Here is a 26,909-nt window from a genome sequence, read left to right on the forward strand (position 1 = left end):
GACCTGCCCGCCGGCACGCCCCTGGTGCTGGACGCCGACCAGGGCCGCCTGGAAACCCAGGCCGCCCCACAACGCCTGGCCGAGGTCCACTGCCACCTGCAGCAACGCCGCGAAATCCGCCAGCGCCAGCAGGCCGCCGCACAGCAAGGCGCGCGTACCCGCGATGGCCAGTTGATCGAGGTCGCGGCCAACGTCGCCAGCGCCGAAGAAGCCGCCCAGGCCCTGGCCCTGGGCGCCGACGGCATCGGCCTGCTGCGCAGCGAGTTCCTGTTCATCGACCGCCCCACCGCACCGGACGAGGCCGAGCAGCGCAACGCCTACCAGGCAGTGCTCGACGCGATGGCCGAGCGCCCGGTGATCATTCGCACCATCGACGTCGGCGGCGACAAGCAGCTCGATTACCTGCCCCTGCCGGCCGAGGCCAATCCGGTGCTGGGCCTGCGCGGCATCCGCCTGGGCCAGGTCCGCCCGGAGCTGCTCGACCAGCAACTGCGCGCCCTGCTCCAGGTCAGCCCGCAGCGGCGCTGCCGGATCATGCTGCCGATGGTCACCGAGGTCGACGAGCTGATCGCCATCCGCCAGCGTCTCGACCGGCTGGCCGCCGAGCTTGGCGTGACGGCGCGCGCCGAACTGGGGGTGATGATCGAGGTGCCGGCCGCGGCGCTGCTCGCCGAGCGCCTGGCCGAGCACGCGGACTTCTTCTCCATCGGCACCAACGACCTGTCCCAGTACACCCTGGCCATGGACCGTGACCATGCCGGGCTTGCGGCGCGGGTCGATGCCCTGCACCCGGCACTGCTACGCCTGATCGAGCTGACCTGCCAGGGCGCGGCGAAACACGGCCGCTGGGTTGGCGTGTGCGGTGCGCTGGCCAGCGATCCGCTGGCCACGCCGGTGCTGGTCGGCCTCGGCGTGGCCGAGCTGTCGGTCAGCGCGCCGCAGATCGGCGAGATCAAGGCCCTGGTCCGCCAGCTCGACGCCAGTGCCTGCCACCGCTTCAGCCAGGGCCTGCTGGGCCTGGCCAGCGCGGGGGCCGTACGCCAGGCCTGCCGCGACTTCGCCGCGCAATCCCACGCCCAATCCGCGGCCCCCATGGCCCTACAACAATAATCGGAGCGCACCATGTACCAGCACTTCATCCAGGGCCTGCAGCGGCTCGGCCGCGCCTTGATGCTGCCCATCGCCATCCTGCCCATCGCCGGCCTGTTGCTGCGCCTGGGCGACACCGACCTGCTCGACATCGCCCTGGTGCATGACGCCGGGCAAGCGATCTTCGCCAACCTGGCGCTAATCTTCGCCATCGGCATCGCCGTGGGCTTCGCCCGCGACAATAACGGCACCGCGGGCCTGGCCGGCGCCATCGGCTACCTGGTGCTGGTGGCGACGCTGAAGGTGATCGATCCGAAGATCGACATGGGCATGCTCGCCGGCATCAATTGCGGCTTGCTCGGCGGCGGCCTGTACAACCGCTTCAAGGACATCCAGCTGCCGGACTACCTGGCGTTCTTCGGTGGCCGGCGCTTCGTGCCGATCGCCACCGGGGTATCGGCGGTGTTCCTCGGGCTGCTGTTCGGCCTGATCTGGCCACCGATCCAGCACGGCATCAACGCGCTCGGCCAGCTGATGCTGGAGAGCGGCAGCATCGGCGCATTCTTCTTCGGCGTGCTCAACCGGCTGCTGATCATCACCGGCCTGCACCATATCCTCAACAACCTGGTGTGGTTCGTTTTCGGCAGCTTCCAGGCGGCCAGCGGCCAAGTGATCACCGGTGATCTGGCGCGCTTCTTCGCCGGCGACCCAAACGCCGGCCAGTTCATGACCGGCATGTTCCCGGTAATGATCTTCGGCCTGCCCGCCGCCTGCCTGGCCATGTACCGCCATGCCCTGCCACAGCGGCGCAAGCTGATTGGCGGGGTGCTGCTGTCGATGGCGCTGACCTCGGCGCTGACCGGGGTGACCGAGCCGATCGAATTCGCCTTCATGTTCCTGGCGCCGCTGCTGTATCTGATCCATGCGCTGCTGACCGGGTTGTCCATGGCCATCTGCGACCTGCTGGGGATCCGCCTGGGCTTCACCTTCTCCGGCGGCGGCATCGACATGGCCCTGGGCTGGGGGCGTTCGAGCCACGGCTGGCTGGTGTTCCCGGTGGGCGTGCTCTATGGGTTGGTCTACTACTTCGTGTTCGACTACTGCATCCGCCGTTTCGACCTGAAGACCCCCGGCCGCGAGGAACAGGCGGCCAGCCAGGCCGAGGGCAGCGATGCGCCACGGGCCCGGCGCTACATCGACGCCCTCGGCGGCGCGGCCAACCTGCAGGGCGTGGATGCCTGCACCACGCGCCTGCGCCTGGTACTGGCCGACCGCAACCTGGCCCGCGACCAAGACTTGAAGGCCCTCGGCGCCCTCGCCGTGGTACGCCCCGGTACCGGTGGCAGCCTGCAGGTGGTGGTGGGGCCGATGGCCGATGCGCTGGCCGACGAGATTCGCGGGGAACTGCCCCATGCGCGGGTGGCGCCGCCGGTTGCCGAAAATGCCGCGGTGGTCACCGAGACGGTCGTCGCGGATCAATGGCTGCAGGCCCTGGGCGGGCGAGACAATCTGCTGGAGGCCCTGTGCGTGGCCTCGAGCCGGGTGCGGGTACGGGTCAAGGATGAGGGCAAGGTAGCGCAGGAACGCTTGATCGCGCTGGGGTGCCTGGGGGTGAGTCCGCAGGCGGGAGGGGTGTGGCATCTGGTCGTGGGTAGCAAGGCGCCTGCGTTAAGCAGCGCTTTGCAGGGCTGAAAAGCATCGCGGGGCAAGCCCGCTCCCACAAGGTATCAACAGGCCTTGTGGGAGCGGGCTTGCCCCGCGATGTCGTTCGACGCCGTTCTAGAAGTCAGCCAGCGGCCAAACCTCATAAGCCGGCGTTTCATACGGGTGGCTCTGCTTGAGCGCGGCGACCACCTGGGCGATCAGCGCATCAGCCACCACCAGCTCCACCTTCCACTCCTCGACCACCTCGACCTGGCCGGTCTGCCCGAGGTACGGCTGGCTGCCGTCCAACGGGCGGAACTGGCCCTGGCCCAGGGTCTGCCAGGCGCAGTGGTCGTAGTCGCCGATGCGTCCGCCACCGGCGGCGAACACGGCGGCCTTGACCACCTCGACATGGCTGTCGGGGACGAAGAAGGCGAGTTTGTACACCCTTAGTTCACCCACACCCGCGCATTGCGGAACATGCGCATCAGGGCCGCGTCTTCCTGCCACTCATCCGGGCGCCAGGAGTTCTGCACGGCGCGGAACATCCGCTCCGGGTGCGGCATCATGATGGTCACGCGGCCGTCGCGGCTGGTCAGGCCGGTGATGCCACGCGGCGAGCCGTTCGGGTTGGCCGGGTAGGCTTCGGTGACCTTACCGTGGTTGTCGACGTAGCGCAGGGCCACGCAACCGGACAGGTCGGCTTCCAGCAGTGCCTCTTCGCTGGCGAACTCGGCATGGCCTTCACCGTGGGCGATGGCGATCGGCATGCGCGAACCGGCCATGCCCTGCAGGAAGATCGAGTTGGACTTCTGCACCTCGACCATGGCCACGCGCGCCTCGAACTGCTCCGAGCGGTTGCGCACGAAGTGCGGCCAGTACTCGGTGCCCGGGATCAGCTCGTGCAGGTTGGACATCATCTGGCAACCGTTGCACACGCCCAGGGCGAAGCTGTCGGTACGCTCGAAGAAGGCCTGGAAGGCATCACGGGCACGGGCGTTGAACAGCGCCGACTTGGCCCAGCCCTCACCGGCACCCAGCACGTCGCCGTAGGAGAAGCCACCGCAGGCCACCAGACCTTTGAAGGCTTCGAAGTCGACACGGCCAGACAGGATGTCGCTCATGTGCACGTCGACCGCAGCGAAACCCGCGCGGTCGAAGGCGGCAGCCATCTCGACCTGGCCGTTGACGCCCTGCTCGCGCAGGATCGCCACTTGCGGGCGCACGCCCTTCTTGATGTACGGCGCGGCGATGTCTTCGTTGACGTCGTAGCCGAGCTTGACCGACAGGCCCGGGTTGTCTTCTTCCAGCAGGGCGTTGAATTCCTGGTCGGCGCAGTCGGCGTTGTCGCGCAGGCGCTGGACCTGGTAGCTGGTCTCGGCCCACTGGCGCTGCAGCAGGCGGCGCTCACCCTTGAACAGTTCTTCGCCTTCGAACTTGATCAGCACTTCACCGTTGTTGATCGGCTGGCCGATCACGGCGACGCAATCTTCGCCCAAGCCTGCAGCGCTGAACTGCGCCAGTACGTCCGGCGTGGCGTCCTGACGGACCTGGATCACTGCGCCCAGCTCTTCGTTGAAGAGGATGGCCGCGACTTTCTCGCGCTTGCTGGTCAGGTTGCCCAGTTCCAGGTCAAGGCCGCAGTGGCCGGCAAAGGCCATTTCCAGCACGGTGGTCATCAGGCCGCCGTCGGAACGGTCGTGGTAGGCCAGCAGGTGGCCGTCTTCGTTCAGGCCCTGGATCACGGCGAAGAACGCCTTGAGGTCCTCGGCATCATCGACGTCCGGCGCCTGGGCGGCCAGCTTGCCGTGGGTCTGCGCCAGGATCGAGGCGCCCATGCGGTTCTGGCCACGGCCCAGGTCGATCAGGATCAGGTCGGTTTCGCCCTTGTCCATGCGCAGTTGCGGGGTCAGGGTCTTGCGGATGTCGGTGACCGGGGCAAAGCCGGTAATGATCAGCGACATCGGCGAGGTGACGCTCTTCTGCTCGCCCGCTTCGCTCCACTGGGTCTTCATCGACATCGAGTCTTTACCGACCGGAATGGTGATGCCCAGCTCCGGGCACAGCTCCATGCCGACGGCCTTGACGGTGTCGTACAGGCGGGCGTCTTCACCCGGGTGACCGGCGGCGGACATCCAGTTGGCCGACAGTTTGATGTCGGACAGCTTCTCGATGCGCGAGGCCGCCAGGTTGGTCAGCGTTTCGCCGATCGCCATGCGCCCGGACGCCGGGGCGTCGAGCAGGGCCAGCGGCGTGCGTTCGCCCATGGCCATGGCTTCACCGGTGTAGACGTCGAAGCTGGTGGCGGTGACGGCGCAGTCGGCCACCGGCACTTGCCATGGGCCGACCATCTGGTCACGGGCCACGAGGCCGGTGATGGTACGGTCGCCGATGGTGATCAGGAAGCTCTTGCTGGCCACGGCCGGGTGACGCAGGACACGCTCGACCGAGTCCTTGAGTTCCAGGGTGCTCGGGTCGAACTCATCGCCCAGCTCCGCTTCGCGGGTGACCGAGCGGTGCATGCGCGGCGGCTTGCCCAGCAGCACGTCCAGCGGCATGTCCACCGGGGTGTTGTCGAAGTGGCTGTCGGTGACGGTGAGGTGCTTCTCTTCGGTGGCCTCGCCGACGACCGCGAACGGGCAGCGCTCACGCTCGCAGATGGCCTGGAAGCGCTCGAAGTCCTCGGCGCTGACCGCCAGCACGTAGCGCTCCTGGGATTCGTTGGACCAGATTTCGTGCGGGGCCATGCCCGGCTCGTCGTTGGGCACGTTGCGCAGTTCGAAGCGGCCACCGCGGCCACCGTCGTTGACCAGCTCCGGGAAGGCGTTGGAGATGCCGCCGGCGCCAACGTCGTGGATGAAGGCGATCGGGTTCTTGTCGCCCAATTGCCAGCAGCGGTCGATGACTTCCTGGCAACGGCGCTCCATTTCCGGGTTCTCGCGCTGTACCGAGGCGAAATCCAGGTCGGCGGAGCTGGCGCCGGTGGCCACCGACGAAGCGGCGCCGCCGCCCAGGCCGATCAGCATGGCCGGGCCGCCGAGCACGATCAGCTTGGCGCCGATGGTGATCTCGCCTTTCTGCACGTGGTCTTCACGGATGTTGCCCATGCCGCCGGCGAGCATGATCGGCTTGTGGTAGCCACGGACTTCCTCACCGTGCGGGGTGTTGATGCCCTGCTCGAAGGTACGGAAGTAACCGGTCAGTGCCGGGCGACCGAATTCGTTGTTGAACGCGGCGCCGCCCAGCGGGCCTTCGATCATGATGTCGAGGGCATCGACGATGCGCTCAGGCTTGCCGTACGGCTTCTCCCAGGGCTGCTCGAAGCCCGGGATGCGCAGGTTGGAGACGGTGAAGCCAGTCAGGCCAGCCTTGGGCTTGGCGCCACGGCCGGTGGCGCCTTCGTCGCGGATCTCGCCGCCGGAGCCGGTGGAGGCGCCGGAGAACGGGGCGATGGCGGTCGGGTGGTTGTGCGTCTCGACTTTCATCAGGATGTGCACCGGCTCCTGTACCGCGCCGTACTGGCGGGTCTCAGGGTTCGGGAAGAAGCGGCCGGCGACGCTGCCGACGATCACCGAGGCGTTGTCCTTGTACGCAGACAGCACGCCTTCACTGTGCATCTGGTAGGTGTTCTTGATCATGCCGAACAGGCTCTTCTCCTGCGCCTGGCCGTCGATGTCCCAGCTGGCGTTGAAGATCTTGTGGCGGCAGTGCTCGGAGTTGGCCTGGGCGAACATCATCAGTTCGATGTCGTTCGGGTTGCGCTTGAGGCCCTGGAAGGCGTTGACCAGGTAGTCGATCTCGTCCTCGGCCAGGGCCAGGCCCAGGTCGATGTTGGCCTGCGCCAGGGCGGCGCGGCCACCGGCGAGGATGTCCACCGAGGTCATCGGCTTGGGCTGGGCGTGGCTGAACAGGTCGGCGGCGTCTTCCAGCTTGGCCAGCACGCGCTGGGTCATGCGGTCATGCAGCTCGGCGGCGAGGACCTGGGCGTCGGCGTCGGAAATATTACCGGCGACGTAGTAGGCGATGCCGCGCTCCAGGCGCTGGATCGACTGCAGGCCGCAGTTGTGGGCGATGTCGCTGGCCTTGGATGCCCAGGGCGAGATGGTGCCCAGGCGCGGCACGACCAGGAACAGGCGGCCAGCGGGCTCCTGCACCGGCACGCTCGGGCCGTACTTGAGCAGACGGCCCAGCACCTGCTGCTGGTCGGCGGTCAGCTCGCCGTCGACGTCGGCGAAGTGGGCGAATTCGGCATACAAACCAGTAACAGCGGGGACTTTCTGGCTCAGTTGCTCGAGTAATTTACCGTGGCGAAAGGCAGAAAGGGCAGGAGCGCCGCGCAGGATCAACATCGTCGGGACAGCCTCAGGAAGGGGTGTGCTTAGAGGCCGTGCATTCTAGCCTAATTCGCAGGCTTTCGGCACCCGCTCAACGCCAATGCTGCCGGGCGGTGGAACCGGACCCAGGGGTCAAAAAAACCAGGGCTTCTGATTGCGGTAGCGGCCGAATCGCGGGGCAAGCCCGCTCCCACGACCGGCTGCGCCCTGTCGCAGGCACAGCGACGTGCTACCAGACAAGCCACATATTGTCGAGATATGGCGCCGCCGGTCCTTTGCGTATACTGCACCCTATGTTCGCCCACACTGCTTTGCGCCAGCGATGCGCCAGATGGCTCCTCGCAACCGGACTCTTCCTGATGCTCGGTGCCTGCGTTGAAAAACCCAGCACCCTCGAACGCGTCAAGGAGGATGGCGTATTGCGCGTGATTACCCGCAACAGCCCGGCCACCTACTTCCAGGACCGCAACGGCGAAACCGGTTTCGAATACGAACTGGTCAAGCGCTTCGCCGACGACCTGGGCGTGAAGCTGGAGATCGAGACCGCCGACAACCTCGATGAGCTGTTCGACCAGCTGGGCAAGCCGTCCGGCCCGGTACTGGCCGCCGCCGGCCTGGTCAGCAGCGAGCGCCGTGCCGCCCAGGCGAAGTTCTCCCACCCCTACCTCGAGGTGACCCCACAGGTCATCTACCGCAATGGCCGCTCGCGGCCGACCAGCGTCAAGGGATTGGTGGGCAAGAAGATCATGGTGCTCAAGGGCAGCAGCCACGCCGACCAGCTCGCCGAACTGAAAAAGCAGAACCCGGGGCTGGAGTACGAGGAGTCCGACGCCGTCGAGGTGGTCGACCTGCTGCGCATGGTCGACGAGGGCCAGATCGACCTGACCCTGGTCGACTCCAACGAGCTGGCCATGAACCAGGTGTACTTCCCCAACGTGCGCGTGGCCTTCGACCTGGGCGACACCCGCGACCAGCGCTGGGCGGTAGCTGCCGGCGAAGACAACAGCCTGCTCAACGAGATCAACGAGTTTCTCGACAAGTCGCAGAAGAACGGCACCCTGCAGCGTCTGAAGGACCGTTACTACGGCCACGTCGATGTCCTCGGCTACGTCGGCGCCTACACCTTCGCCCAGCATCTGCAGCAGCGCCTGCCCAAGTACGAGAAGCACTTCAAGACCAGCTCCAAGGTCGAGCAGGTCGACTGGCGCCTGCTCGCCGCGATCGGCTACCAGGAATCGATGTGGCAGCCCGAGGTCACTTCCAAGACCGGCGTGCGCGGCCTGATGATGCTGACCCAGCGCACCGCCCAGGCCATGGGCGTGTCCAACCGCCTGGACCCCAAGCAGAGCATCCAGGGTGGCGCCAAGTACTTCATGCTGGTCAAGGACCAGCTCGACGACAGCATCAAGGAGCCAGACCGCACCTGGTTCGCCCTGGCCGCCTACAACGTCGGCAGCGGCCACCTCGAAGACGCCCGCACCCTGGCCAAGCGCGAAGGCCTGAACCCGAACAAGTGGCTGGACGTGAAAAAAATGCTGCCGCGCCTGTCGCAGAAGCAGTGGTACAGCAAGACCAAGTACGGCTACGCCCGCGGCGGCGAGCCGGTACACTTCGTGGCCAACATCCGCCGCTACTACGACATCCTCACCTGGGTCACGCAGCCGCAGCTCGAAGGCCAGGTGGCCGAGGGCAACCTACATGTGCCTGCGGTTAACAAGGACAAGCCGGCGGAACAGTCGCCGCCGATGTGATGCCATCGCGGGGCAAGCCCGCTCCCACGATATCGGTGGGAGCGGACTTGCCCCGCGATCGATCATTGACCTTTCGCCCGCCGCGCCTTGAAGAACTCACTCAAGATCGTTCCGCACTCCTCTGCCAGCACCCCACCCTCGAACATCACCCGATGGTTGAGAAACCCCTGGCTGAAGAACTGCCCCTGGCTCTGCACGATCCCCGCCTTGGGTTCCAGCGCTCCGTAGACCACCCGCGCCACCCGCGAATGGACGATCAACCCCGCGCACATGCTGCAAGGCTCCAGGGTCACGTACAGGGTACTGCCCGGCAGCCGGTAGTTGCTGGCCGACTTGGCCGCGGCACGGATCGCCACCATTTCGGCGTGGGCGCTGGGGTCGCTGTCGATGATCGGCCGGTTGAAACCCTGGCCGATCACCTGGCCGTGCTGCACCAGCACCGCGCCCACCGGCACCTCGCCCAAGGCCGCGCCCTCGGCGGCCAGCTCCAGGGCCAGGCGCATGAATTCCTGGTCGCGGCTGCGATCGATGATCTGCGGTCGCATCAGACCACCGCGATCGCGGCCATCAGGCCGGTTTCCATGTGATCGATGACATGGCAATGGAACATCCAGGTGCCTGGGTTATCCGCCACCAGCGCCACCTTGGCCCGCTCGTTCTTGCCCAGCAGGTAGGTGTCGGTGAACCACGGCTCGACGATCTTGCGCCGATTGGAGGCGATCACCTTGAAACTCATGCCATGCAGGTGGATAGGGTGCTGGTACTGAGTCATGTTCTTCAGCTCGAGGATGTAGCTCTTGCCCTTCTGCAGCGTGGCGATTGGCCGGTCGGCGCAGGTCTTGTCGGTGATGTCCCAGGCCTGGCCATTGATCTGCCACAAGCTCGGCGGCTTGCCGTTCTCGGTGTTCACCGAGACCTTGCCGACCCATTCGAAATTGAAGTTGAGCTTCTCGGCGTTCTCCAGGTCCGGCTCGGCAACCGGGTTGGGCGGCAGGGCCTTGGGCCAGTCGCCGGGCGCCTCGCTGCTGGCCACCGAGCGCAGGGTGCCCAGGCGTACGAAGCCGTCTCGCAGGGAAACTTCCTCGCCCGCCTCGGGCATGCGGATGGCCAGACAGATGCGCATGCCCGGCCCAAGCCAGTACTCGTCGTCCAGCGGTCGCGGGGTCACCGGATTGCCATCGAGAGCGTAGATCATCGCCTCGCAGTTGCCCTTGAGGTTCAAGCGGTAAGTCCAGGTGTTGTCCAGGTTCAGCAGGCGTACCCGCACCACCTGCCCGGCCGGCAGTTCGGTGACCGACTCAGCCTGGCCGTTGATGGTAATCAGGCGCCCGGCGGTGCCGTTGCGGGCCGCCTCGCGGGGGATGCTGAACGGCAGCCAGGCGCCCTGCTCGTCCACGTGCCAGTTCTTCAGGCTAAGGGTGCGCTCGTGCTTGAAACCGGTCGGTTCGCGCTCTTCGACAATCAGTGGGCCAACCAGCCCACGCCCCAGTTCCTCGGAGCTGCTCACATGGGGGTGATACCAGTAGCTGCCGGCATCCGGCACACGGAACTTGTAATCGAAGTATTCGCCGGGCTTGACCGGCAATTGCGACACGTACGGCACGCCGTCCATTTCCAGCGGCAGGCGGATACCGTGCCAGTGGATGGTGGTCTCGACGGGCAGATGGTTGATGAAGCGCACCCGCAACCAGGTACCCTGGCGCACCCGCAGCTCGGCGCCCGGCGCCGACGGGCCGAAGGCCCAGGCCTCGGTCTTGAAGCCCGGCACCAGCTCGACGTCCAGGGGCGCGGCGATCAGTTCATAGTCGTGCCCGGCGTTGTCGTCTTCGACCTTGCCAAGCCAGTAACGCGCCGCGCCTCCGGCGCCCAGGCCTACCACTGCAAGGCCGGTCAGGCCCTTGAGCATTTGTCGACGGGTGAAGGACATTGGTGCGGGTACCTCGTGTTCTGCGCAATCAAGCTGCCAGCATGGCTGGCGATGAAGGGCGAATACGATACACCTGCAAATGGGAAATATTAAGTGAAGTCTCTTTGGATGCTGCCCGCAGCCTTGCTATCGCAAGTGCTGCCTGGAGCCAGACAAAGGTCATTGAACCACTGCTGGTCATCAGCGGACGGCACGCGCAAGGCGGCCTGCAGCAATTGCGGGTCGAGCAGGATGTCCAGGTTGTTCAGGCGCGTGGCGAGGTCGGGGTGCGTATCGAACGGATGGGCAGTGGCCAGCCCCAGCACTTCCTCGCCCAGATGCAACGGCGTGCCTTGCAGGTGCGCCGCCAGCGCCCGCAATAGGTTGCTGCCACCGTGTGCGACCAACAAGCCGTCGATCACCCGACCCAGGGCAATCACCCGTAACAGCGCCTGTACGAACAGCTTCGGGCCAGCGACCTCGGCACCTGCCCGATCAGCCAGCAATTCCTGTGCACGCCCCCAGTGATGAACCGCAAGCTGGAAATGGTGCAAGAACTGCCCGGCCAGCCACAAGGTGGGCCGAACCACCCAGCGCGGAGCATCCTCGTCACCGACCATGGCCGAATAATGCGCGCACATCAGGCTGAAACGCGCACTGGTTTCGCTGCCCCGCTCCGTATCACGGCGCCTGAAATGGCCCAGTTCGTGACCGATGACCGAGGCCGCCTCGGCCTGGCTCAAGGCAGCCAGGCAAGGTAGAGGCAGATACAACGTGCGCCCCCTGAGGACCTGCCCCCCGGGCTGCAGCAGGATCGGAACACTGGTGACGAAAAAACCCTGGTCAAGGCCGACCACGATATGGTCCGGGACAGGCGCGTGCAGTTGTGTTGCCAAGGTCTCGATCCACTGCCACACCGCTGGCGTCGCCTGCCTGCCTAGCGGGCGGGCGAGAAAACTGGCGGTCGGAGACTGAATCAGCGGCCAGTGCCGACGCATTCGGCAGACCTGGCGAACACACACAACCAGGACTGAGGCCAGCGGCAGCACCACGACCAGCACCGTCATGCCGCCCTGCGCTGCGCGGCTTGCTCCGGAACTGGCCTCATAGAGCAGCAACAGGCACAGCGAACCGGCAAGCATGACCATGTAGAGACTCAAGCAACAGCCCAGGGCCTGCCAGTTGGCCATCATGCGTTCATACAGGTAGGCCGCAGAGCGCAGCGCCCGCCAGGCGCCCAACTTCAGCTTGAGCCAGGCCCAGAGGCCTGCCAGCAGAGTGGCCACTGCCAGCCAGCAGCTCACACTGGCCATCACCTTGCGTACGCTTACCCAGTGGCGATCCGCATCGAGCAGGTCCAGTTGGCGCTGCAGGGCCTGCCGCGGATCGACATGCCTGGCAAGCTCCTTGCGGGCTTCCCACGGCAATTGGCGTGGCAACGTCTCATCGGGGGCAGCTAGCCATTGCCGTATGGTCCGGGCCTGATCCTGCGCCGTGTCAGCCCGCCAGTACTGCACTTTACCCCAGCCAAACAGCACCAGAGGCAACAGCAGCAGGATCAGGCCCCAGCCGAAGCGCTTCATTGCCCCAGAGCGCCAATGGTCACGTTCAGGCTCATCTGGCCGCTTCACCCATCCGCGCCACACCCGGAAACAGCTGCGCCAACGTACGCCTGGCCTGGGCCGCTTGCACATAGGCATAAAGCAGATCCACCAGTTCCTGCAGGCCAAGGCGGCGCCCAGCCACGACGGGCGTGCACAACCACAGCCTGACGCGCAAGCCGCCCGCGACGACCACCGCGTCAGGTGAGGCCAGCGCCCTGAAACAGGCCGGTGCCAGCACTGGTGCATGGCTGAACGCCGACACGGTAAAGATCAGCCAGGTAGTGAAGTAACCCTGCTCGACCTCGAAGCCGTCGAAGGAGTCCAGTGGGATCGGCGCCTGCGCGTTGGCGAAGCACAGGGTATCTGGTGTCACGCTCAGCACCCGCTTGCCGTGCCGGCGGTATAGCACGACGGCACAGGCCAGCCCCGCCACCCCGACGCCGGCCAGGCCGAGGCCGAAACCAGACATCAGCCAGATGACACCGCTGCTGGCACCGGGACTGAACCGCACCGCCAGAGCGGTCAGCCATATGCCCAGCGCGCCGAACAACAGGCCAATCACAGCACATGCCAGCGCGTTACCGAGCGAATGCTCCAGCAGTACGAAGCTGTCGGTGGGGCCATCAGCCTGAGCCTGCAGGTACGCGAGGTGGGCTTCGCGTTCGCCGTTATCCATCGTTCTGCAACAGATCCAGTTGCCGTTGCGCATGTGCCGCATCGCGGTAGGCTGCCAGCAGCGCGAGCACTTCCTCGTTCCCCAGCTTGCGTCCGTTGCTGGCCAGGCCTGCGGACATGATGCGGATCTGCGGTCGCGGTTTCTTCAACACCATGGCCTGGTTACCGAAGAACTGCAGTTTCACCACATGATGCTTTGGCAGGACGGCTTCGCTGCTCATTTCCAGCGTCTGTACCATGACCAGCCCTTCATCCTTGACCGAAACGTCCTCCACTTCCGCCAGGTCTACCGGTGCATCCAGCGTATCGACGAACAACTGCCGGCGGGTCAAGCGCATGAATACCTGGGTACCGGCATTACGGTGTTGCCAGGTCACCGCTGCTGCGATCAAGGTGATGAAGACACCTGCTGCAACCGCCCCCAAGCGTTCCGGGTTGAAGGTCACGGCCGTGATAATCAGTGCACCCAGCAACAATACTGGCCCCCAGATCCGGTAACGCCGGGAGTTGGTGAACTCGCTCTGCTCGGGCACGCGCTCGATTACCTGCTTGAGCTCAGCGATCACTCGGTCGCGCTGGGCGGCACGGCTTTGCTCGTAGTCCTGGCCCAGCGAGCCAGACAGTTCGGACAGCGGGTCGTTGAACTCGCCCATGATCATTGCGCCTCCGTGTTTTGTGCTGCCAGATAATCGGTAAGGAACGCCTGGGCATTGCCCTCACGCGACAGCCCTTCCGAATAGCCGACCTGCTGTGTCTGCGCCTCACCCGGCAGGTTCAACTCGCCGCCCCAGTTGCCCTGGATGATCAGCACCACGTACTTCTTGCCGTCCACGGTGGTGGAGTAGCGGGTGTCCTTGCTGGTCTTCTCCACCTGCATTTTCTGGATGCGCATGTTCCAGTCGTGATCGATGCCTTCGATTTGTACCAGCGCTTCGTTGGCGGCACGTTCACCGATACGCAGCGTCCACACCTTGGTCCCTTGCGCCCCCATGTAGGCAACTACCTGGTCGGCCACTTCCGGCCGTTGTTCAGCGTGAACCTGGCCCAGCCACAGGGCGAGCGCAGCCACCACCAAGCCTGTCCATTTGCGATAAGCGAGCATGTCTTTTCCATCCTGAATCGAAACAAACGCCCATTGAAATAAGCCTGGCCCGACTAGCCAACCCCGCTGACCGGCTCGCACAACAGACAGCACCCTGCGCACAACGGCTGTCGCTGAAAATGTGCGCGCGTTACCATTCGCGGCCATGCCGCCCTCAGCCAAGGATGCCTAGCGCACATGCGATCGATCAGCCCCTACCTCGACACCGACTTTTCATTCGATAGCCCCGGGTCACTCGCTGAGGCTGGTGTACTGGATGCGAGCAGCGCGCGAGTGATGGGTAGCGCGACCGGCCACTATCGGGCGCAGACGGTACACAGCGGGTTGCAATACTTCGATTGCAACCTGCAGTTTCCAGAGCCGCTGAGGATCGACAAGGTGCTACCGCAAAGCCTGTGCATCGTGCAGGTGTTCGACGGGGCGTGGCAGCACACGGTGGACGGTAGGCTCAACAGTTATGCCCCTGGCCAGTTGCACATGCTGAGCCTGGGTGAAAGCCTGGAGGCGCAGGACCAACTGCCCGCCAACAGTCATGCCCGCATGGCCGGAGTACGTATTGCCGGCGATTACCTGCAAGAACTGGCCCGGGAGGACGCGCAGCTCAAGCCCCTGTTGGCACTTGTCGCCGACGGCATGCGCTTCGACCAGCTACCGCAGTGTCCAGCGGTGAGCCGCCTGTTCCGGCAGCTGTATCTGTCGCCCTATACCGGCGGGCTCAGGCGCCTGCATTGCGAGAGCCTGAGCTTGGCCATCTTGCTGGAACTGGCCAGCCACCTGATCGGGCACAGATCCGCCGAAAAGACTCAAGACCGGGGGCGCCGCGACCTGGCCATTGAAACGCGCCGCCAGCTCGATGAAAACCTGAACGCACCGCCCACTGCTGCCGCACTCGCTCGCCAGCTGGGGGTGAGCGAGACCACCTTGCGCCGCGCTTTCAGCCACGAGTACGGTCGGTCGCTCTTGCAGTATGTTCGGCAACAGAGAATGGAGCTGGCCCGCGCCCTGCTGCTGGAGCGTCGCTGGCAGGTATCGCAGGTTGCCTATCATGTCGGCTACGCCAACCCGGCCAATTTCTGCCATGCCTACAAGGCGTATTTTGGGCATTCTCCCGGGGCTGAGTAGGGTTCAGCCCCCCCAAAAAAAACGGGCCTGCAATGCAGGCCCGTTTCACTCAACCGCGAGTCGGGATCATTCCCACTCTATTATCAATTGCTCCATCCAGCCCTTATAAATCAGCACACTCAGGCCGAACCGAAAAATAAGACCATGAAAAATGCCATTCGGGGCCAAAAAGCCGGTCAAGACACGGGGTTAGGGCTACCCGCAGCAAAGGCAGCCGATAGTTGCCGCTCCAGGATTGCCAACTCATCCGTATCACCATCACGGACAACCTCGGCCAGCAACTCCATCGCGTATGTCGGATCAGCCTGGAAAACCTCTACCATCGCCTCATCGTTACTGCGGTCTCTCATCACTACCTCCGGTTGCCCAACCCCTTACTGATCAATTTAGCTGAGCAAGACGCGCAGTCCGTGGATCGTAGGTCACCTCGGTGATAGAGCCGTCCCGAATTCGCTCCACTGCCTCATCAATCACATGCAGCGGCACCAGGAACCATTCTCTAGGCTTTACCGGATTACCAAAGCGGTCAGGAATCGTTAGATCGACTTGGGCAGAGCTGAACAGCCGGTGGAACAGGTTTTCCATCCGGGTGCGATTGATGTTGTGCAGCTTGTAGGTGGCCACAACCTCAACATCCGCCAGCAGGTAGGTGGCGTCCTTGTCAGCCCCTGCGATGCGTGCTTCCACCTTGCCACCGGTGACGCCGATCTTGTGGATCAGCTCGCGATGTTCGACCACGAAGGGATGCGTTGAGCGGCTGCGCAGCACGTAAATGGTGCCACTCTCGATGTCGTCAGGCTCCAGTGTTACGCCAAACAACGGGCCTGCATCCGCATCGGTAATACGCCGGCCGGCATCGTCCTTGTAGAGTGCACGCTGCAAGGATCTTCGCAGTAGATTGCTCTCGGTGCCGTTGGAGTAGATCACCCTCAGTCGGGCATCGCTCTCACCATTCGGTGCCTTAATGGTCTTGCCAACCTCGGCGACATAAACCGTCTGCCCACCAAGAATGAAGAACTGGCTTTCCTCGATACTCGCATCCCGGATGAAGGTGCGGGTAACTCGAACGCCCGACTGCAGCTCGCGCTGCACTTGCTCAAACAGCGGCTGGAACCGCTCAAAGTCCTCGCAACGCTCGCGCTGTGCAATCTCCTCGGCTTCACGCTTTTCGGCATTGCTGCGAACATGACGGAGGTTCTGAATATCCGAACCCTCGTCATCGCCGGCCAGCTCCGCCAACAACTCGTCGTCCGTCATGGTGTAGTCGCCTCGCGGCTCCCGCGCCTCAAACGCATTCAGTAGGCCCTGATGGTCGAGAGGCATTAGCAGGGTGCGGCTTTCCTCCTGCTCGCGTAGACGATCCAAGCGCACGGCATACAGGCGCTCGAAGATGTCTTTATCGTCGCCGTGGCGCGGCGCGCGGCCGTGCTCCTCAACAAAGCGCTGAATGTCCTCGAAGCCGGCAACGATGCGCTCCTCGCGAGGAGTACGCCCAGTCTTCTTGTCTGAAGTGGCGAAATCGGAAAGCTCCGCTTCCAGCTCATCCAGATCAAATTCGTTAGCCATAACGGCCCTCTTTTTTGAAACGCATAAAGGCTGCAGCGCCCTCCGCCATGCTCCGCTCCCAAGGGTCTTGAGCAGTCAGGGAAGGCACCCGGCCATGATCCTTTTTGAATTTTACAGCCCGCACAGCGAGATCTTTGGCCTCTTCTGGCGTCAGCCGGGTGCGCTTTGCACCGATTACCGCCGCAACCTGCTTGAGGCTTTCTTCGCTCATGGTCTTGGCCAGGATGGCGTATGCCTCGCTGAACGGGTTGATCCGGTCGATCAGGTCGATATCCAGTTCGCGTACATCCATCGCAAACTTGCGCACGCCATCAATCAGAGCAGTGCTGGGGACACCATTCGCCCCTGCAAGCGCGCCTTGCGGGTCATCGCCCAGCACCAGTTGTTTGGCTTGCTGGGTCAAGTTCAGTGCCGCAATGGCGTGTTGACGAACGGCTTCCTGATCCTCGGCGTCCAGCTCGGGGTACTTGTCGCGGATGATCTTACCCATGCGCAGCTGGGTCAGTTCTTCAGGAACCAGCTCCTCATCGAACAGACCGCGCTCGATGTTGGTCTTGTCCTGTACGAAGCTGGCAATGACCTCGTTCAGGTCTTCCTGGCAGATACGGTTGGCTTCAGGGCTCTTGGGCTCGGTCAGCCCTTTTATCTCGATCTGCAGATGACCAGTTTCGTGGTTGAAGCCTACGTTGCACTTATCGGGTTGATAACCCGAATCTCCGTAGTCAAAGCCTTCCTGCGGTCCACTGGTGGGAGTCTTCGGCTTGAACTCGAAGCGCGGTGCCAGCACCTGCTCCATCAGTAGGCTGGCGGCAATCGCCTTGAGCGTATCGTTTACGGCTTCGGCCACCACCTTCTCACTGGCATCCGGCTCGGCGATGAGGTTGGTGAAGCGTGCCCGTGCCTTGCCAGGTGCATCGCGTGTCGCCCGCCCGATGATCTGCACGATTTCGGTAAGACTGGAGCGGTAGCCGACTGTGAGGGCGTGCTCACACCAGATCCAGTCAAAGCCTTCTTTGGCCATGCCCAACGCAATGATGATGTCGACATGATCGCGGTTGTTCTTCTGAGCCGGATCCTTCAATGCTGCCGAGACTTTATCGCGCTTGGCCGGGTCGTCATCCACTAGGTCGGCAATACGCAGCACGCGCCCATTGGCGTTTTTCACCAGCTGGAAGCCTGTCACCGGGTCGGTGCCTTGCCACTCGCCCAGCTCTTCGATGATGTGCTCCACCTCGCGGATCTTGTCCTTGGTGCTCTCACGGGAGTTCACGTTGGGGATATGGAGGATAGTTTTTTCGTTCGGATCGAGCACCTTGAGGATGTCGTTGGAGTAAGCCCCTGAGTAGAAGTAGTAACCAATGTCTAGCTTCTTCAGGTGCTCGTAACCGTTGAGCTGCTCGTAATAGGTGTAGGTCACGGTATCGAAACGGGCTTCATCGGCGGGTGACAGCACGGCCTCGGCATCGCCTCGGAAGTAGGAACCGGTCATCGCCACGATGTGCACCTTGTCGCGAGCGATCAGTTCGCCCAGGTACGTGCCTAACCTGTTCTCAGGGTTGGCAGAAACGTGGTGGAACTCGTCAACGGCGATCAGCCGATCATCGAACGCCGACACCCCGAATTTTTCCACCGCAAAACGGAAGGTGGCATGGGTACAAACCAGCACCTGGTCGCCGCTCTCCAAGAACGACCCCACTGCATTGACCTTACCGCCATCGTCGGTGCCGGGCGCATCGCACAGGTTCCAACGCGGCTCCACATGCCAGTCAGCCCAGAAACCATGGCGGCTAAGCGGCTCATCGTGAAAACTCGAACCAATGGATTTTTCCGGCACCACAATGATGGCCTGTTTGATGTTCTGGTGAGTCAGCTTGTCCAGAGCAATGAACATCAAGGCCCGGCTTTTACCGGAAGCAGGCGGCGACTTGATCAGCAGATACTGCTCACCACGCCGTTCAAAGACGCGCTCCTGCATCGGGCGCATGCCAAGCTCGTTGGCTTTGGTGGAGCATCCGTTCTGGGCATAGGAGACGGAAACGGAAGGAACGGTTTGGGTCATGGCTATGCATCCATTCAGGGCTTCATGCCCATGTGTTTGATAAGGATAAGGTCACTCATTACTTGGCCTTCCGTGGTTTCTGGCTGGCCGTCATCTTGGTATACAACTCGAACAGCTTCTCCAAGCGTTCGGTATCATTCTTAAAGCAACGACCGATATAGATGCGCTCCAGCATTTCGTCGTTGCGCTCGTGTGCTGCACGCAGATTGTCAGGCATAGTCTCTGGATCGTAGAGATCTGCAATCGTGGCCGGGAAGTGAGCTTCGCGTGCCAGAAGAATGTCTTCGGCACAGCGAGTGAGGTCGGCTTTGTTTTTCTCGGTCAGAGGCGGCACAGGGAATGTGTTCCAGCCTAGGGTATTGGAATAGGAGAAGTCAGTCCTCATACGAACACAGACAGTGCCGATCCAAACCCAATGCAGACGCGAAGCAATAAGCGACATGTTCCACAAAGGCGCATCATAAAGAGCAAAGTTCCGGTCACCTACGACGTAATTTGAAGTGAGGTAGTCGACTGGCAGGTAAGGTCTATTTTCAGACGATACCCTCGGCACAACGATGGCTGTTTTTTTCGTTTTCCCAGCAATTTGGACAAAGCGATGTGGCTGTTTTGAAAACTGCCTAGTTGACTCGGCGCTCGACTGATTTCGATTTTCTGCAACCAATCGCAGCCTATGGGCTATAAATTCGCTTTTAATTGCCGTATCAACTTCGACATCTTCAATCCACAGACAATAGCGCTGCCGCCCATTAATTAGCTCATCTGAACCAACGAAGTGCTTAATAAAATTCTTAGCAATCGGGTCTTCTCTGGCGATCTTTTCTGCTAAATCACTATCTAAGAACAAGTGCCCGCCATCGCGCGGCATATTTCCGAAGAGCATGATTGATTGCTCGCCGATTGGTAGGTTGGCTTTCTGCACATACGCCAAACTACCTGGTACTAGATAGGGGCCGATTGCGGCGCACTGTTTGACTAAGTCGTCTTGATAAATCGTCTTGGTAGCAGGTGATTTTTTGCTCAGACCAACGATGACAACCGTGACACCAGCATTGTTGCTGGCCAAGTTAGCCCATTTGAATGAGGTGTGAGCGAAACGAATCTCACAGCCGCGCTCAAAGGCTGCAGGCCACACCTCTGTCGCTTGCTGCCCTTGACAGACGCTGTTGGTTGCTACAAAAGCTGCGACAGCTGAAGGTTCTTGATCAGCATAGTCTAGGAAACGGGCGAACCAGCCCGTTACATAATCGGTTGTCTTGGCTAGCTTAGGATGCCTACGCCAGGCTTTTGCTAAGTCAGCCTTTTGCTCCTCGCTTTGCCATTTGCTCCCACGATAAGGCGGATTACCGCAGAGATACGTTTCTCCACCTTCATTCTCGAAATCAATTTGGGCTTGGTCCAATGGGCTGCCAAATAGGTCATCGGCATGCAGCTTGACCGTGGTCCCAGTAGGGGGGCAGACACTGAGCCAGTCAAGCTGCAATGCATTTCCGCTGGTAATCCAGTTCTGACTATTCAGGGGCAAAAACTCCAACAGAGCCTCTTTCTGCCCACGATACAGGACATCGCATTGATACTCTGCGATGATCAAAGCCAGTCGCGCGATCTCTGCAGAAAAGTCCCGCAGTTCAATACCTCGGAAATTAGTCAGCGGGATATCGCTCTTGCGGCCGGGCTCACCACGGCGCTCGTTGATGGTGTTTTCGATCTCGCGCAGTTGTTTATAGGCGATAACCAGGAAGTTACCTGAACCACAGGCTGGATCAAATACACGAATGCGCGCTAGGCGCTTACGTAGATTGAGCAACGTGCGCGCGTTGTCGCCTGCCTCTTCCAGCTTGGCGCGCAGCTCATCGAGAAACAGCGGGTTGAGTACCTTGAGGATATTGGGCACGCTGGTGTAGTGCATGCCCAGGGCGCCACGCTCCTCGTCGTCCGCCACGGCCTGGATCATGGAGCCGAAGATATCGGGGTTGATCTGCTTCCAATCCAGCGCGCCGATATGCAGCAGATAGCTCCGTGCAATGCGTGAAAAACGCGGCACGTCCGGCTCGCCCGAGAACAGCCCACCGTTGACGTAGGGAAAAGCATCCGCCCAGCGCGGCAGATTTGCCGAAGCTCGCTGAGCGATCGGCGTGTTCATGGCGCGAAAGATCTCGCCCATCACCTCATGCAGATTGCTGGAATCGCGGTCGCTCATCTGCGTGAGTGTGTCGGTGAATAGGCCGGTACCATTGAAAATGTCGGTGTCTTCAGCGAAGAAGCAGAAGATCAGCCGCGCCATGAAATGATTCATCTCATGACGGCGCTCGGCAGTGCCCCAGGTTGGGTTGTCCTTGAGCAGCTCCACATAGAGCCGGTTCAGGCGGCTGGTGGCCCGAATGTCAAAAGAGTTTTCGCGGATCTGCTTGACCGTGGAAATGCCTGCCAATGGCAGGAAAAAGCCAAAGTGGTCGGGGAACTGCGGGTAGTCACAGGCAACCGTCTCACCGCTTTCCAGCTCTTCGGCCTCCAGCGTTTTACCATCGGTGGCGAGTATGTACTTGGCCTTGGCTCGCGCAGTAGCAGGGCTAGCTTTGAGCGCCGCCAGCGTCTCAGTGACCTTGCCGGGCTCACACACCGCCAGATGGATATTGCTGGTTTGCAACACGCCGCCCAGATCGGACTTGTTGGTTGCCCCCGAACGCAGGCGCTTGAGGGTGGTTTCCTTGTTACCGAAGGCCTGCAGGAAGGCATAAGGGAACTCGACACGATCAAAGGGCTGGCTGGCTAGGTCGGTGATGGCTTGTTCGATTTCTACGGCGTTCATGTGGTGCTGTTCCGGTCACGGCTACCAAGTCGGCAACGACGGGCATTACCCACCGTCAATACAAATGAATAGATGATACGGCAAAGAGTGTGCAAAGGACGAACTCCCAAGGCCCGGTTTTACGCAAATGGCGCCCCCATCCCAATCAAGCGGCCCCACACCGCTCGGATAGGCGCGACCCACTGCCTTTCAGCAGACGACGGCGGGAGTGCAGACTCACTTAAAGCACATCAACTCGGGCATTGGATTGCACAATCCAAAGCCGAAAGACCAGCACGTTGAGCACTCGGCTACCTTCGAGCAGAGACGATGCAGCTCATCTTTTCCCGAATGCCCTGCTGCAACTCGCGAAACTCAATCATCATACGCTCGACCTCAACGGCACTCGCTCCTTGGCCACGCTTTTCCGCGAGCCAGAGCTTCAATAAGCCAGCGACTCGACCAAGGTCGCCGTTCAGCTTCACCAGTTCGCCCACCGCTTCAAGATCGGCCCGCGCTTTTACAGGGTGATTCAGGCCGGCAGCCCTCATGAAAGCGGCATTGGATAAACCGCACGACGCTGCTCGCCTAGACAGTTCTGCTTTCTCGCCATCAGTCACCAAAACCTTGATAGGTGGCACCTCGCGTCGCGGCCGCTCAGCTTCACCTTTTGGTGCCCTGTCTTTCTTCATTTCGATGCTACTCGTTCTGATCGATGAGTCGCGGCAGCGACAGTAGGCCTCGCAGAGCAAGATACCGTCGAGCCGAAGGCGAGTAAGGCAAGGTGGTGGGGGTCAACAAGCGGAGCTTGTGGGCCCACAACACACATCTTGCCGTCCAGCCGAGTGCAATTCAAATAAATCCAACGCTACTTCCCCCTTTAGCAACGCAACTTCGTAAGCAATTTCCTTTAATTTCTCTAATTATCCTAAAGTTGCCTTGAGCTGCATTAACCCCCTTCGGAATTGCCTTAGATTTCCTTCAATTGCCTTCAATTTACCATCAGAGTGAAATCATCGGAAAGAGCGGAAGAAGTGCAAACCAACCGTTCAAAATTTCCGATGCCCGTACCGCCCACATTGCCCTGCGCAAGAAAAAAACCATATGGTCATAAATTTCGGGCGCCGCTAGAATTCTTACAGACCGCAGCAAAATCAGAGCATTAGATAGGCACCAAAAGGAGAAACCAATTGGCTAGAAAGACCCTTTCAGAACGCAGGGCTGATGCGCTTTCCGAACTAGAAACAGCTAGGGCTCGTCTTGCAAAACTCGACAACGAGGCTGCTGAAAGAATCGGAAGAATTGCAATAAAATCAGGATTGGTTAATCTTGAACTTACGGATGATCAAGTCCGAGAGGAATTTGATAGAATCGTCGAAAAGATAAGCAAAGGAAATTGCCCATGAAGACAGCTCATCGCATTACCGAATTGGCAAATCAACTCAACGAGCTGCAAGCTTGCCTAGGCCGACCCAGCAGGCGCCCTAGGGAGAAGTTTGTAACAGCCCAACGTCTTGCGGCCGAGCTGGCTTTTCTAGTTGAAGAATGGCAGCTCGAAACACTGCGTATTCCTGAAGCAGAGCGTGACATGTATCGCACACCAAACCCCTACTGCGCACTCCACTGACGGCTTGGTTATCGCCAAAAAGCCCACTTCGGTGGGCTTTTTTCCTTGAATTTCACACTAAGTCAGACGACCACATGATCGCCCCCGCAAGACTAAAATCCTCAATAAAATCAGTTTTCTCCGCCCGAAACCGTTTTGATTTCGGGATACTTTCGGGACTCGATTCATTGATTTGTATGCGGATAGAAAGCTATCCGCATATTCATAAGCTGACCATATGGGTGAATAATTGAGCTTCGGATGATGACAAAACGAGGAATTCAAGATGAAACCAGAACAGGGGAAATTATCGGCGTACACCGCCAAAAATCTTGGGCGAAGCGTGAGGCTTATCGTAGCGAGCTTATGCATTAGTTCGAGTCTCTACATAGCACCATGCCCGGCTTATGCCATCTATTGCTCAAACTGCTCAACGTTTTACCAGCAAATGTTCGAGTACGCCGAACAGGTAAACACAGCTTTGAACACTGCTGAGCAACTCCAAACCCAAATCCAGCAGTACCAAAATATGCTCACTCAGGGCTCGGGCTTACCCAATTCTATGTTTGGTAGCATCGCCGCCGATCTGAAAAGCGTGGTGAACATCTATCAGCGTTCACAAGCACTCGGCCGTCAATTTCAGAACATGGACGCGCAGTTCAACACAGCCTATCCCGGTTTCGAAGACTATCTAGCTCAAGCGGCTACCTCTGGAGAGGTGCAGACGCGGGATCGTTATGAAAGGTGGTCTGAACAGGGTCGCGACAACGTTAGGAGCGCTTTGGGTGCAGCAAATACAAACACCAGCACTTTTGAATCGGAAGATGCCCAGCTCGAACGCATGATGGCTCGTTCGCAAAATGCCACTGGAAGGATGCAGGCGATTCAGGCGGGCAACGAAATCGCATCGCAGAACGTGCAGCAACTGCAAAAACTGCGCGATCTCGTTGCCACGCAAATCAACATGCAGGGCAACTACCTAGCTCAGGAAGGGGACCGGAAGGCAGCTAGCGAAGCTGCCGAACAGCAGTTTGAAGCGCGCAAAAGCACACGCGGCGGCGTGAAGGGGTACTGAAATGACTATTTCAAGATGGCTCATAGTATTGATGTGCGCAGGATCAGCAATGGTCGGTTCCATTTTCACCGTAGTCGTTCACAGCGACAGCGCATGTACTGCGATGACCGAGCAACAACGGCAACAGCATGACGCTGATGCCTCGTTTGAAGTGCGCCCGAACACTCGCGGCGGCGTCAAAGGGTACTAGCTATGGATCGTCGCCTATTTTTGTTACTCGTCTTGGCGAGCGTGTTCGTTAGTGCGGATGCTATTGCCTCGACTGACCTTGCCCAGGCTGATACATCCGTCCAGGGCCTACTCGACCTCGTTTTGCAACAGTCGCACCAGTGGTCAGGAAAGCTGTATGACTATGCGATCAGACTGTTCTGGCTGCTGGCCTCGACCCAGTTCATCTGGACTTTCATGCCCCTAGTTATGAAGCAAGCTGATTTCGGCGAGATTGTCGGCGAGCTGTTGCGTTTCGTACTGGTAATCGGTTTCTTCCTCGCAGTCATGAAGTACTCGGTGGAATGGTCGACAGCCATTGTCGATAGCTTCCGCGACGCGGCGGCATCAGCGAGCGGTCTCGGGCGAGCATTAGAACCCGGCGATATGCTGGCAGTTGCGTTGGATTTTGGTCGGACCATGGTGAAGGGAATTTCGGTGTTCTCTCCAGCCAAGGGGCTTCTGATCGCTGTGTGCGCGATCCTTGTGTTGGCATGTTTCGCCTTCATCGCTGCATTCATGTTTGTGACGCTCGTGGAATCTTACGTCATCATCAATGCTTCGGTGCTCTTCCTCGGCTTCGGCGGTTCACAATGGACGCGAGATTTTGCGATTGCACCTATGCGCTTCACCGTTGCGATTGGCGCCAAGCTGTTTGTACTCACCCTGATTGTCGGCCTGATCGTACAGTCGGCAAAACAGTGGTTGTCCGCTTATACCAATGACGAAGCGTCATTGATGACGATGGTCGGTTTGGCCTTGGTTTGCTGTTACCTCACCAAAACTATTCCTGACGTAATCGGCGGCATGATTAGCGGCACCTCAATGGGCGGCGGCTCGACTATAGGTGGAATGGCAGTGGCCGGTGCGGCTGGTGCAGCGGCGGCGATGGCCACGATCGCAACAGCCGGTGCAGCGGCTCCAGCGGCGGCCGGCACGCTTGGCGCAGCCGGGGCGGGTGCAGGTGCGGCCGGGGCCAGTGGCGGCCTAGCCAGTGCCATCAACTCCAGCTTTGCTGGTGCCAGCTCGGCCGGGGAAGTGGCGTCTTCCGCAGGGGGCATGGCTTCATCAGCAGGCGTTGGCACCAGTACTGGCGGCAGCGCTGCTACCAAGGGTGCTAGCTCCGCCGGTTCGCGGGTTGGCGGCGGCACCGCCAACGGGGCCCCATCACCAGCTCCCTCTCAACCTAGCAGCAGCGTACAGCAGGCCGCCAAACAGGCCGGAAAACCGGCGCAGGGAAATGATGACAAGGAACAGCCCGCTACGCCAAAAAGCGGGGCCATCGGCTCCGATAACACGCTTTCCCAAGCGGCCAGTGCTGGAGCAAAAATGCTCGGTGTGATGGCCTCGATGTCAGTGCCGGGTATGGAGAACGCACATGCCTTGTCTCTTGGCGCAGGATCTCCAGCACTTCTTCCTGACGGTAACGGTTCGGTCACTCCGACCAATGAAGTGGAGTTAGCTGCAAAATCCACACAAGAAGAATCCAATGTCATCCGTCCGGCCTCTGACACCAGCTCTACTCCCGGCCGCCTCGCATCACTCAAGTTGCCCGGCATGACCGCGAACAACCAATCGGAGAAACAACCATGAGAGAAATCCTTATGTTTGCTGGATTCGTAGTACTCGCCTCGACGTTGGCCATCGGCATGTGGGCGCTCGGTCGGTGGCTGCGCAACAAAGGCTACGGGCCGCAGCTCGATAAGCTGGATCGCCAATACGCAGCCTTGCAGCTTCGGGTAAGCCCGCTTGCCTTGTCGGCGTCCTATCACATGTTTGCCGGGGCGCAGATCATCAATCGTCTTCCTCTGCTGGGAAGCAAGAGTAGCGCCTGTCTGAACCAGCAAGTATTAGCGGCTATACAAGCTGCGAAGGAAGCGGCGAAACATGAGAAGCGCGACAAGCTGTGACCGATGACCAGTCCCACGCAGCCCCGTCTCAGCGCGGGGCTTGCTTGCCAGACAGCGCGCCTCCTTTCGTATACCCAGCTTAGGACTCAAACAAGCTTCCGCCCTGTACCAGGGCTGCGCGAGCCATGGACAGCGCTCGGCGTTGACATACCGCCCTTGCGGCTATTGGAGACAATTCATCACGGGGCTTCGCCATTAGTAATACGCACGGACTTGTCTCAGCCCCATTGATTACGCATCGCTGCTTGGCCATACGCTGCGGTTTGATCAATTTCTACGGCACCGACAACACGGACCATCACGTAAGCGTCTAAGCGCTTCTGTGTCGCGTTCGACGGACAATCGCCCTTCCTTTTGGTGCTAAACGGCCGTAGGCCGACTGGCAAGGCCTGACCGCGCCTAAGCGCGGGCTGTGCCGCGCAGGACTGAATATCCTGAATATCCTGCTAACTCCGGGCGGGTGTGACACGC

The 26,909-nt window shown here is 60.9% G+C and carries 22 protein-coding genes; 9 read left to right on the forward strand and 13 right to left on the reverse strand.

The genetic code is table 11. From position 1 onward, the window contains the following. Positions 1–1,110 (forward strand): putative PEP-binding protein (locus CC207_RS27485; RefSeq protein ID WP_305880223.1); only part of this gene is annotated, 1,110 nt, incomplete at its 5' end. Between the two features lie 12 nt (positions 1,111–1,122). Then, positions 1,123–2,781 (forward strand): N-acetylglucosamine-specific PTS transporter subunit IIBC, encoded by a 1,659-nt coding sequence (gene nagE, locus CC207_RS09215; protein ID WP_088851976.1) that lies wholly within the window; start codon positions 1,123–1,125, stop codon positions 2,779–2,781. A gap of 87 nt (positions 2,782–2,868) precedes the next feature. Here nagE and CC207_RS09220 read toward each other — a convergent pair whose 3' ends face one another. Beyond that, a complete protein-coding gene (locus tag CC207_RS09220; protein WP_050704166.1) occupies positions 2,869–3,180 on the reverse strand; it encodes an NGG1p interacting factor NIF3 in 312 nt (103 codons plus the stop codon). Between the two features lie 2 nt (positions 3,181–3,182). Beyond that, on the reverse strand, positions 3,183–7,082 hold the full coding sequence (purL, locus tag CC207_RS09225; RefSeq protein ID WP_028691627.1) for a phosphoribosylformylglycinamidine synthase: 3,900 nt from the start codon (positions 7,080–7,082) through the stop codon (positions 3,183–3,185). Positions 7,083–7,360: 278 nt separating this feature from the next. On the opposite strand from purL, the gene mltF reads away from it, so the two are divergent. Next, positions 7,361–8,818, forward strand: a complete 1,458-nt coding sequence (mltF, locus tag CC207_RS09230; RefSeq protein WP_062360461.1) for a membrane-bound lytic murein transglycosylase MltF — start codon at positions 7,361–7,363, stop codon at positions 8,816–8,818. A 62-nt stretch (positions 8,819–8,880) separates the two neighbouring features. On the opposite strand, the gene tadA is transcribed toward mltF, so the two are convergent. The 6 genes from tadA to CC207_RS09260 all read right to left on the reverse strand — a co-directional run bounded on the left by tadA (position 8,881) and on the right by CC207_RS09260 (position 14,105). Continuing rightward, complete coding sequence (tadA, locus tag CC207_RS09235; protein ID WP_028691629.1) at positions 8,881–9,363, reverse strand: tRNA adenosine(34) deaminase TadA; 483 nt, start codon at positions 9,361–9,363, stop codon at positions 8,881–8,883. Beyond that, a complete protein-coding gene (locus CC207_RS09240) occupies positions 9,363–10,745 on the reverse strand; it encodes a multicopper oxidase family protein (RefSeq protein WP_088851977.1) in 1,383 nt (460 codons plus the stop codon). Before CC207_RS09240 ends, tadA begins: the two co-directional genes overlap by 1 nt. Before the next feature lie 89 nt (positions 10,746–10,834). After that, positions 10,835–12,307, reverse strand: coding sequence for a M48 family metallopeptidase (locus tag CC207_RS09245; RefSeq protein ID WP_088851978.1), 1,473 nt, complete (start codon positions 12,305–12,307; stop codon positions 10,835–10,837). 31 nt (positions 12,308–12,338) lie between these two features. After that, positions 12,339–13,037 carry a hypothetical protein gene (locus CC207_RS09250; RefSeq protein WP_088851993.1) on the reverse strand — a complete coding sequence of 233 codons (699 nt, stop codon included), beginning with the start codon at positions 13,035–13,037 and terminating at the stop codon, positions 12,339–12,341. Then, entirely contained in the window at positions 12,997–13,656 is a 660-nt protein-coding gene (locus CC207_RS09255) for a hypothetical protein (protein ID WP_081100399.1), read from the reverse strand. The genes CC207_RS09250 and CC207_RS09255 overlap by 41 nt, the downstream gene beginning before the upstream one ends. Positions 13,657–13,658: 2 nt before the next feature. Next, positions 13,659–14,105 carry a hypothetical protein gene (locus tag CC207_RS09260; protein WP_088851979.1) on the reverse strand — a complete coding sequence of 149 codons (447 nt, stop codon included), beginning with the start codon at positions 14,103–14,105 and terminating at the stop codon, positions 13,659–13,661. 177 nt (positions 14,106–14,282) lie between these two features. Between CC207_RS09260 and CC207_RS09265 the strand changes: the two genes are divergently transcribed. After that, on the forward strand, positions 14,283–15,227 hold the full coding sequence (locus CC207_RS09265; RefSeq protein WP_088851980.1) for a helix-turn-helix transcriptional regulator: 945 nt from the start codon (positions 14,283–14,285) through the stop codon (positions 15,225–15,227). Between the two features lie 176 nt (positions 15,228–15,403). Here the strand turns inward: CC207_RS09265 and CC207_RS27145 are convergent, their stop codons facing one another. The 5 genes from CC207_RS27145 to CC207_RS09285 all read right to left on the reverse strand — a co-directional run bounded on the left by CC207_RS27145 (position 15,404) and on the right by CC207_RS09285 (position 22,332). Further along, positions 15,404–15,577 (reverse strand): hypothetical protein, encoded by a 174-nt coding sequence (locus tag CC207_RS27145; protein WP_178080958.1) that lies wholly within the window; start codon positions 15,575–15,577, stop codon positions 15,404–15,406. Between the two features lie 31 nt (positions 15,578–15,608). Further along, a complete protein-coding gene (locus CC207_RS09270; RefSeq protein WP_088851981.1) occupies positions 15,609–16,793 on the reverse strand; it encodes a GIY-YIG nuclease family protein in 1,185 nt (394 codons plus the stop codon). Then, positions 16,786–18,852, reverse strand: coding sequence for a DEAD/DEAH box helicase (locus CC207_RS09275; protein ID WP_088851982.1), 2,067 nt, complete (start codon positions 18,850–18,852; stop codon positions 16,786–16,788). The genes CC207_RS09270 and CC207_RS09275 overlap by 8 nt, the downstream gene beginning before the upstream one ends. Positions 18,853–18,910: 58 nt before the next feature. Next, positions 18,911–21,661 (reverse strand): DNA methyltransferase, encoded by a 2,751-nt coding sequence (locus tag CC207_RS09280; RefSeq protein WP_088851983.1) that lies wholly within the window; start codon positions 21,659–21,661, stop codon positions 18,911–18,913. A 290-nt stretch (positions 21,662–21,951) separates the two neighbouring features. Then, positions 21,952–22,332: a CopG family transcriptional regulator gene (locus CC207_RS09285; protein WP_088851984.1), complete on the reverse strand. Its 381-nt coding sequence runs from the start codon at positions 22,330–22,332 to the stop codon at positions 21,952–21,954. Between the two features lie 498 nt (positions 22,333–22,830). Here CC207_RS09285 and CC207_RS09290 point away from each other — a divergent pair, with 498 nt between their 5' ends. The 5 genes from CC207_RS09290 (at position 22,831) to CC207_RS09315 (ending at position 26,438) form a co-directional block, all read left to right on the forward strand. Continuing rightward, positions 22,831–23,046 carry a TraC family protein gene (locus CC207_RS09290; protein WP_088851985.1) on the forward strand — a complete coding sequence of 72 codons (216 nt, stop codon included), beginning with the start codon at positions 22,831–22,833 and terminating at the stop codon, positions 23,044–23,046. Beyond that, on the forward strand, positions 23,043–23,267 hold the full coding sequence (locus tag CC207_RS09295; RefSeq protein ID WP_088851986.1) for a hypothetical protein: 225 nt from the start codon (positions 23,043–23,045) through the stop codon (positions 23,265–23,267). The genes CC207_RS09290 and CC207_RS09295 overlap by 4 nt, the downstream gene beginning before the upstream one ends. Before the next feature lie 265 nt (positions 23,268–23,532). Beyond that, positions 23,533–24,321, forward strand: a complete 789-nt coding sequence (gene trbJ, locus CC207_RS09300) for a P-type conjugative transfer protein TrbJ (RefSeq protein ID WP_088851987.1) — start codon at positions 23,533–23,535, stop codon at positions 24,319–24,321. A gap of 192 nt (positions 24,322–24,513) precedes the next feature. Beyond that, on the forward strand, positions 24,514–26,121 hold the full coding sequence (trbL, locus tag CC207_RS09310; protein WP_088851989.1) for a P-type conjugative transfer protein TrbL: 1,608 nt from the start codon (positions 24,514–24,516) through the stop codon (positions 26,119–26,121). Beyond that, positions 26,118–26,438: a hypothetical protein gene (locus CC207_RS09315; protein ID WP_088851990.1), complete on the forward strand. Its 321-nt coding sequence runs from the start codon at positions 26,118–26,120 to the stop codon at positions 26,436–26,438. The genes trbL and CC207_RS09315 overlap by 4 nt, the downstream gene beginning before the upstream one ends. The last annotated feature ends 471 nt before the right edge of the window (positions 26,439–26,909 follow it).

Source organism: Pseudomonas sp. DrBHI1, from assembly GCF_002205115.1.
GTDB lineage: Bacteria > Pseudomonadota > Gammaproteobacteria > Pseudomonadales > Pseudomonadaceae > Aquipseudomonas > Aquipseudomonas mosselii.

Excerpts from the sequence above, each read along its gene's own strand:
- nagE (WP_088851976.1), top strand. The coding sequence starts at position 1,123 with ATGTACCAGCACTTCATCCAGGGCCTGCAGCGGCTCGGCCGCGCCTTG.
- purL (WP_028691627.1), bottom strand. The coding sequence starts at position 7,082 with ATGTTGATCCTGCGCGGCGCTCCTGCCCTTTCTGCCTTTCGCCACGGT.
- mltF (WP_062360461.1), top strand. The coding sequence starts at position 7,361 with ATGTTCGCCCACACTGCTTTGCGCCAGCGATGCGCCAGATGGCTCCTC.
- tadA (WP_028691629.1), bottom strand. The coding sequence starts at position 9,363 with ATGCGACCGCAGATCATCGATCGCAGCCGCGACCAGGAATTCATGCGC.
- CC207_RS09240 (WP_088851977.1), bottom strand. The coding sequence starts at position 10,745 with ATGTCCTTCACCCGTCGACAAATGCTCAAGGGCCTGACCGGCCTTGCA.
- CC207_RS09245 (WP_088851978.1), bottom strand. The coding sequence starts at position 12,307 with ATGAAGCGCTTCGGCTGGGGCCTGATCCTGCTGCTGTTGCCTCTGGTG.
- CC207_RS09250 (WP_088851993.1), bottom strand. The coding sequence starts at position 13,037 with ATGCGCAACGGCAACTGGATCTGTTGCAGAACGATGGATAACGGCGAA.
- CC207_RS09255 (WP_081100399.1), bottom strand. The coding sequence starts at position 13,656 with ATGGGCGAGTTCAACGACCCGCTGTCCGAACTGTCTGGCTCGCTGGGC.
- CC207_RS09260 (WP_088851979.1), bottom strand. The coding sequence starts at position 14,105 with ATGCTCGCTTATCGCAAATGGACAGGCTTGGTGGTGGCTGCGCTCGCC.
- CC207_RS09265 (WP_088851980.1), top strand. The coding sequence starts at position 14,283 with ATGCGATCGATCAGCCCCTACCTCGACACCGACTTTTCATTCGATAGC.
- CC207_RS27145 (WP_178080958.1), bottom strand. The coding sequence starts at position 15,577 with ATGAGAGACCGCAGTAACGATGAGGCGATGGTAGAGGTTTTCCAGGCT.
- CC207_RS09270 (WP_088851981.1), bottom strand. The coding sequence starts at position 16,793 with ATGGCTAACGAATTTGATCTGGATGAGCTGGAAGCGGAGCTTTCCGAT.
- CC207_RS09275 (WP_088851982.1), bottom strand. The coding sequence starts at position 18,852 with ATGACCCAAACCGTTCCTTCCGTTTCCGTCTCCTATGCCCAGAACGGA.
- CC207_RS09280 (WP_088851983.1), bottom strand. The coding sequence starts at position 21,661 with ATGAACGCCGTAGAAATCGAACAAGCCATCACCGACCTAGCCAGCCAG.
- CC207_RS09285 (WP_088851984.1), bottom strand. The coding sequence starts at position 22,332 with ATGAAGAAAGACAGGGCACCAAAAGGTGAAGCTGAGCGGCCGCGACGC.
- CC207_RS09295 (WP_088851986.1), top strand. The coding sequence starts at position 23,043 with ATGAAGACAGCTCATCGCATTACCGAATTGGCAAATCAACTCAACGAG.
- trbJ (WP_088851987.1), top strand. The coding sequence starts at position 23,533 with ATGAAACCAGAACAGGGGAAATTATCGGCGTACACCGCCAAAAATCTT.
- trbL (WP_088851989.1), top strand. The coding sequence starts at position 24,514 with ATGGATCGTCGCCTATTTTTGTTACTCGTCTTGGCGAGCGTGTTCGTT.
- CC207_RS09315 (WP_088851990.1), top strand. The coding sequence starts at position 26,118 with ATGAGAGAAATCCTTATGTTTGCTGGATTCGTAGTACTCGCCTCGACG.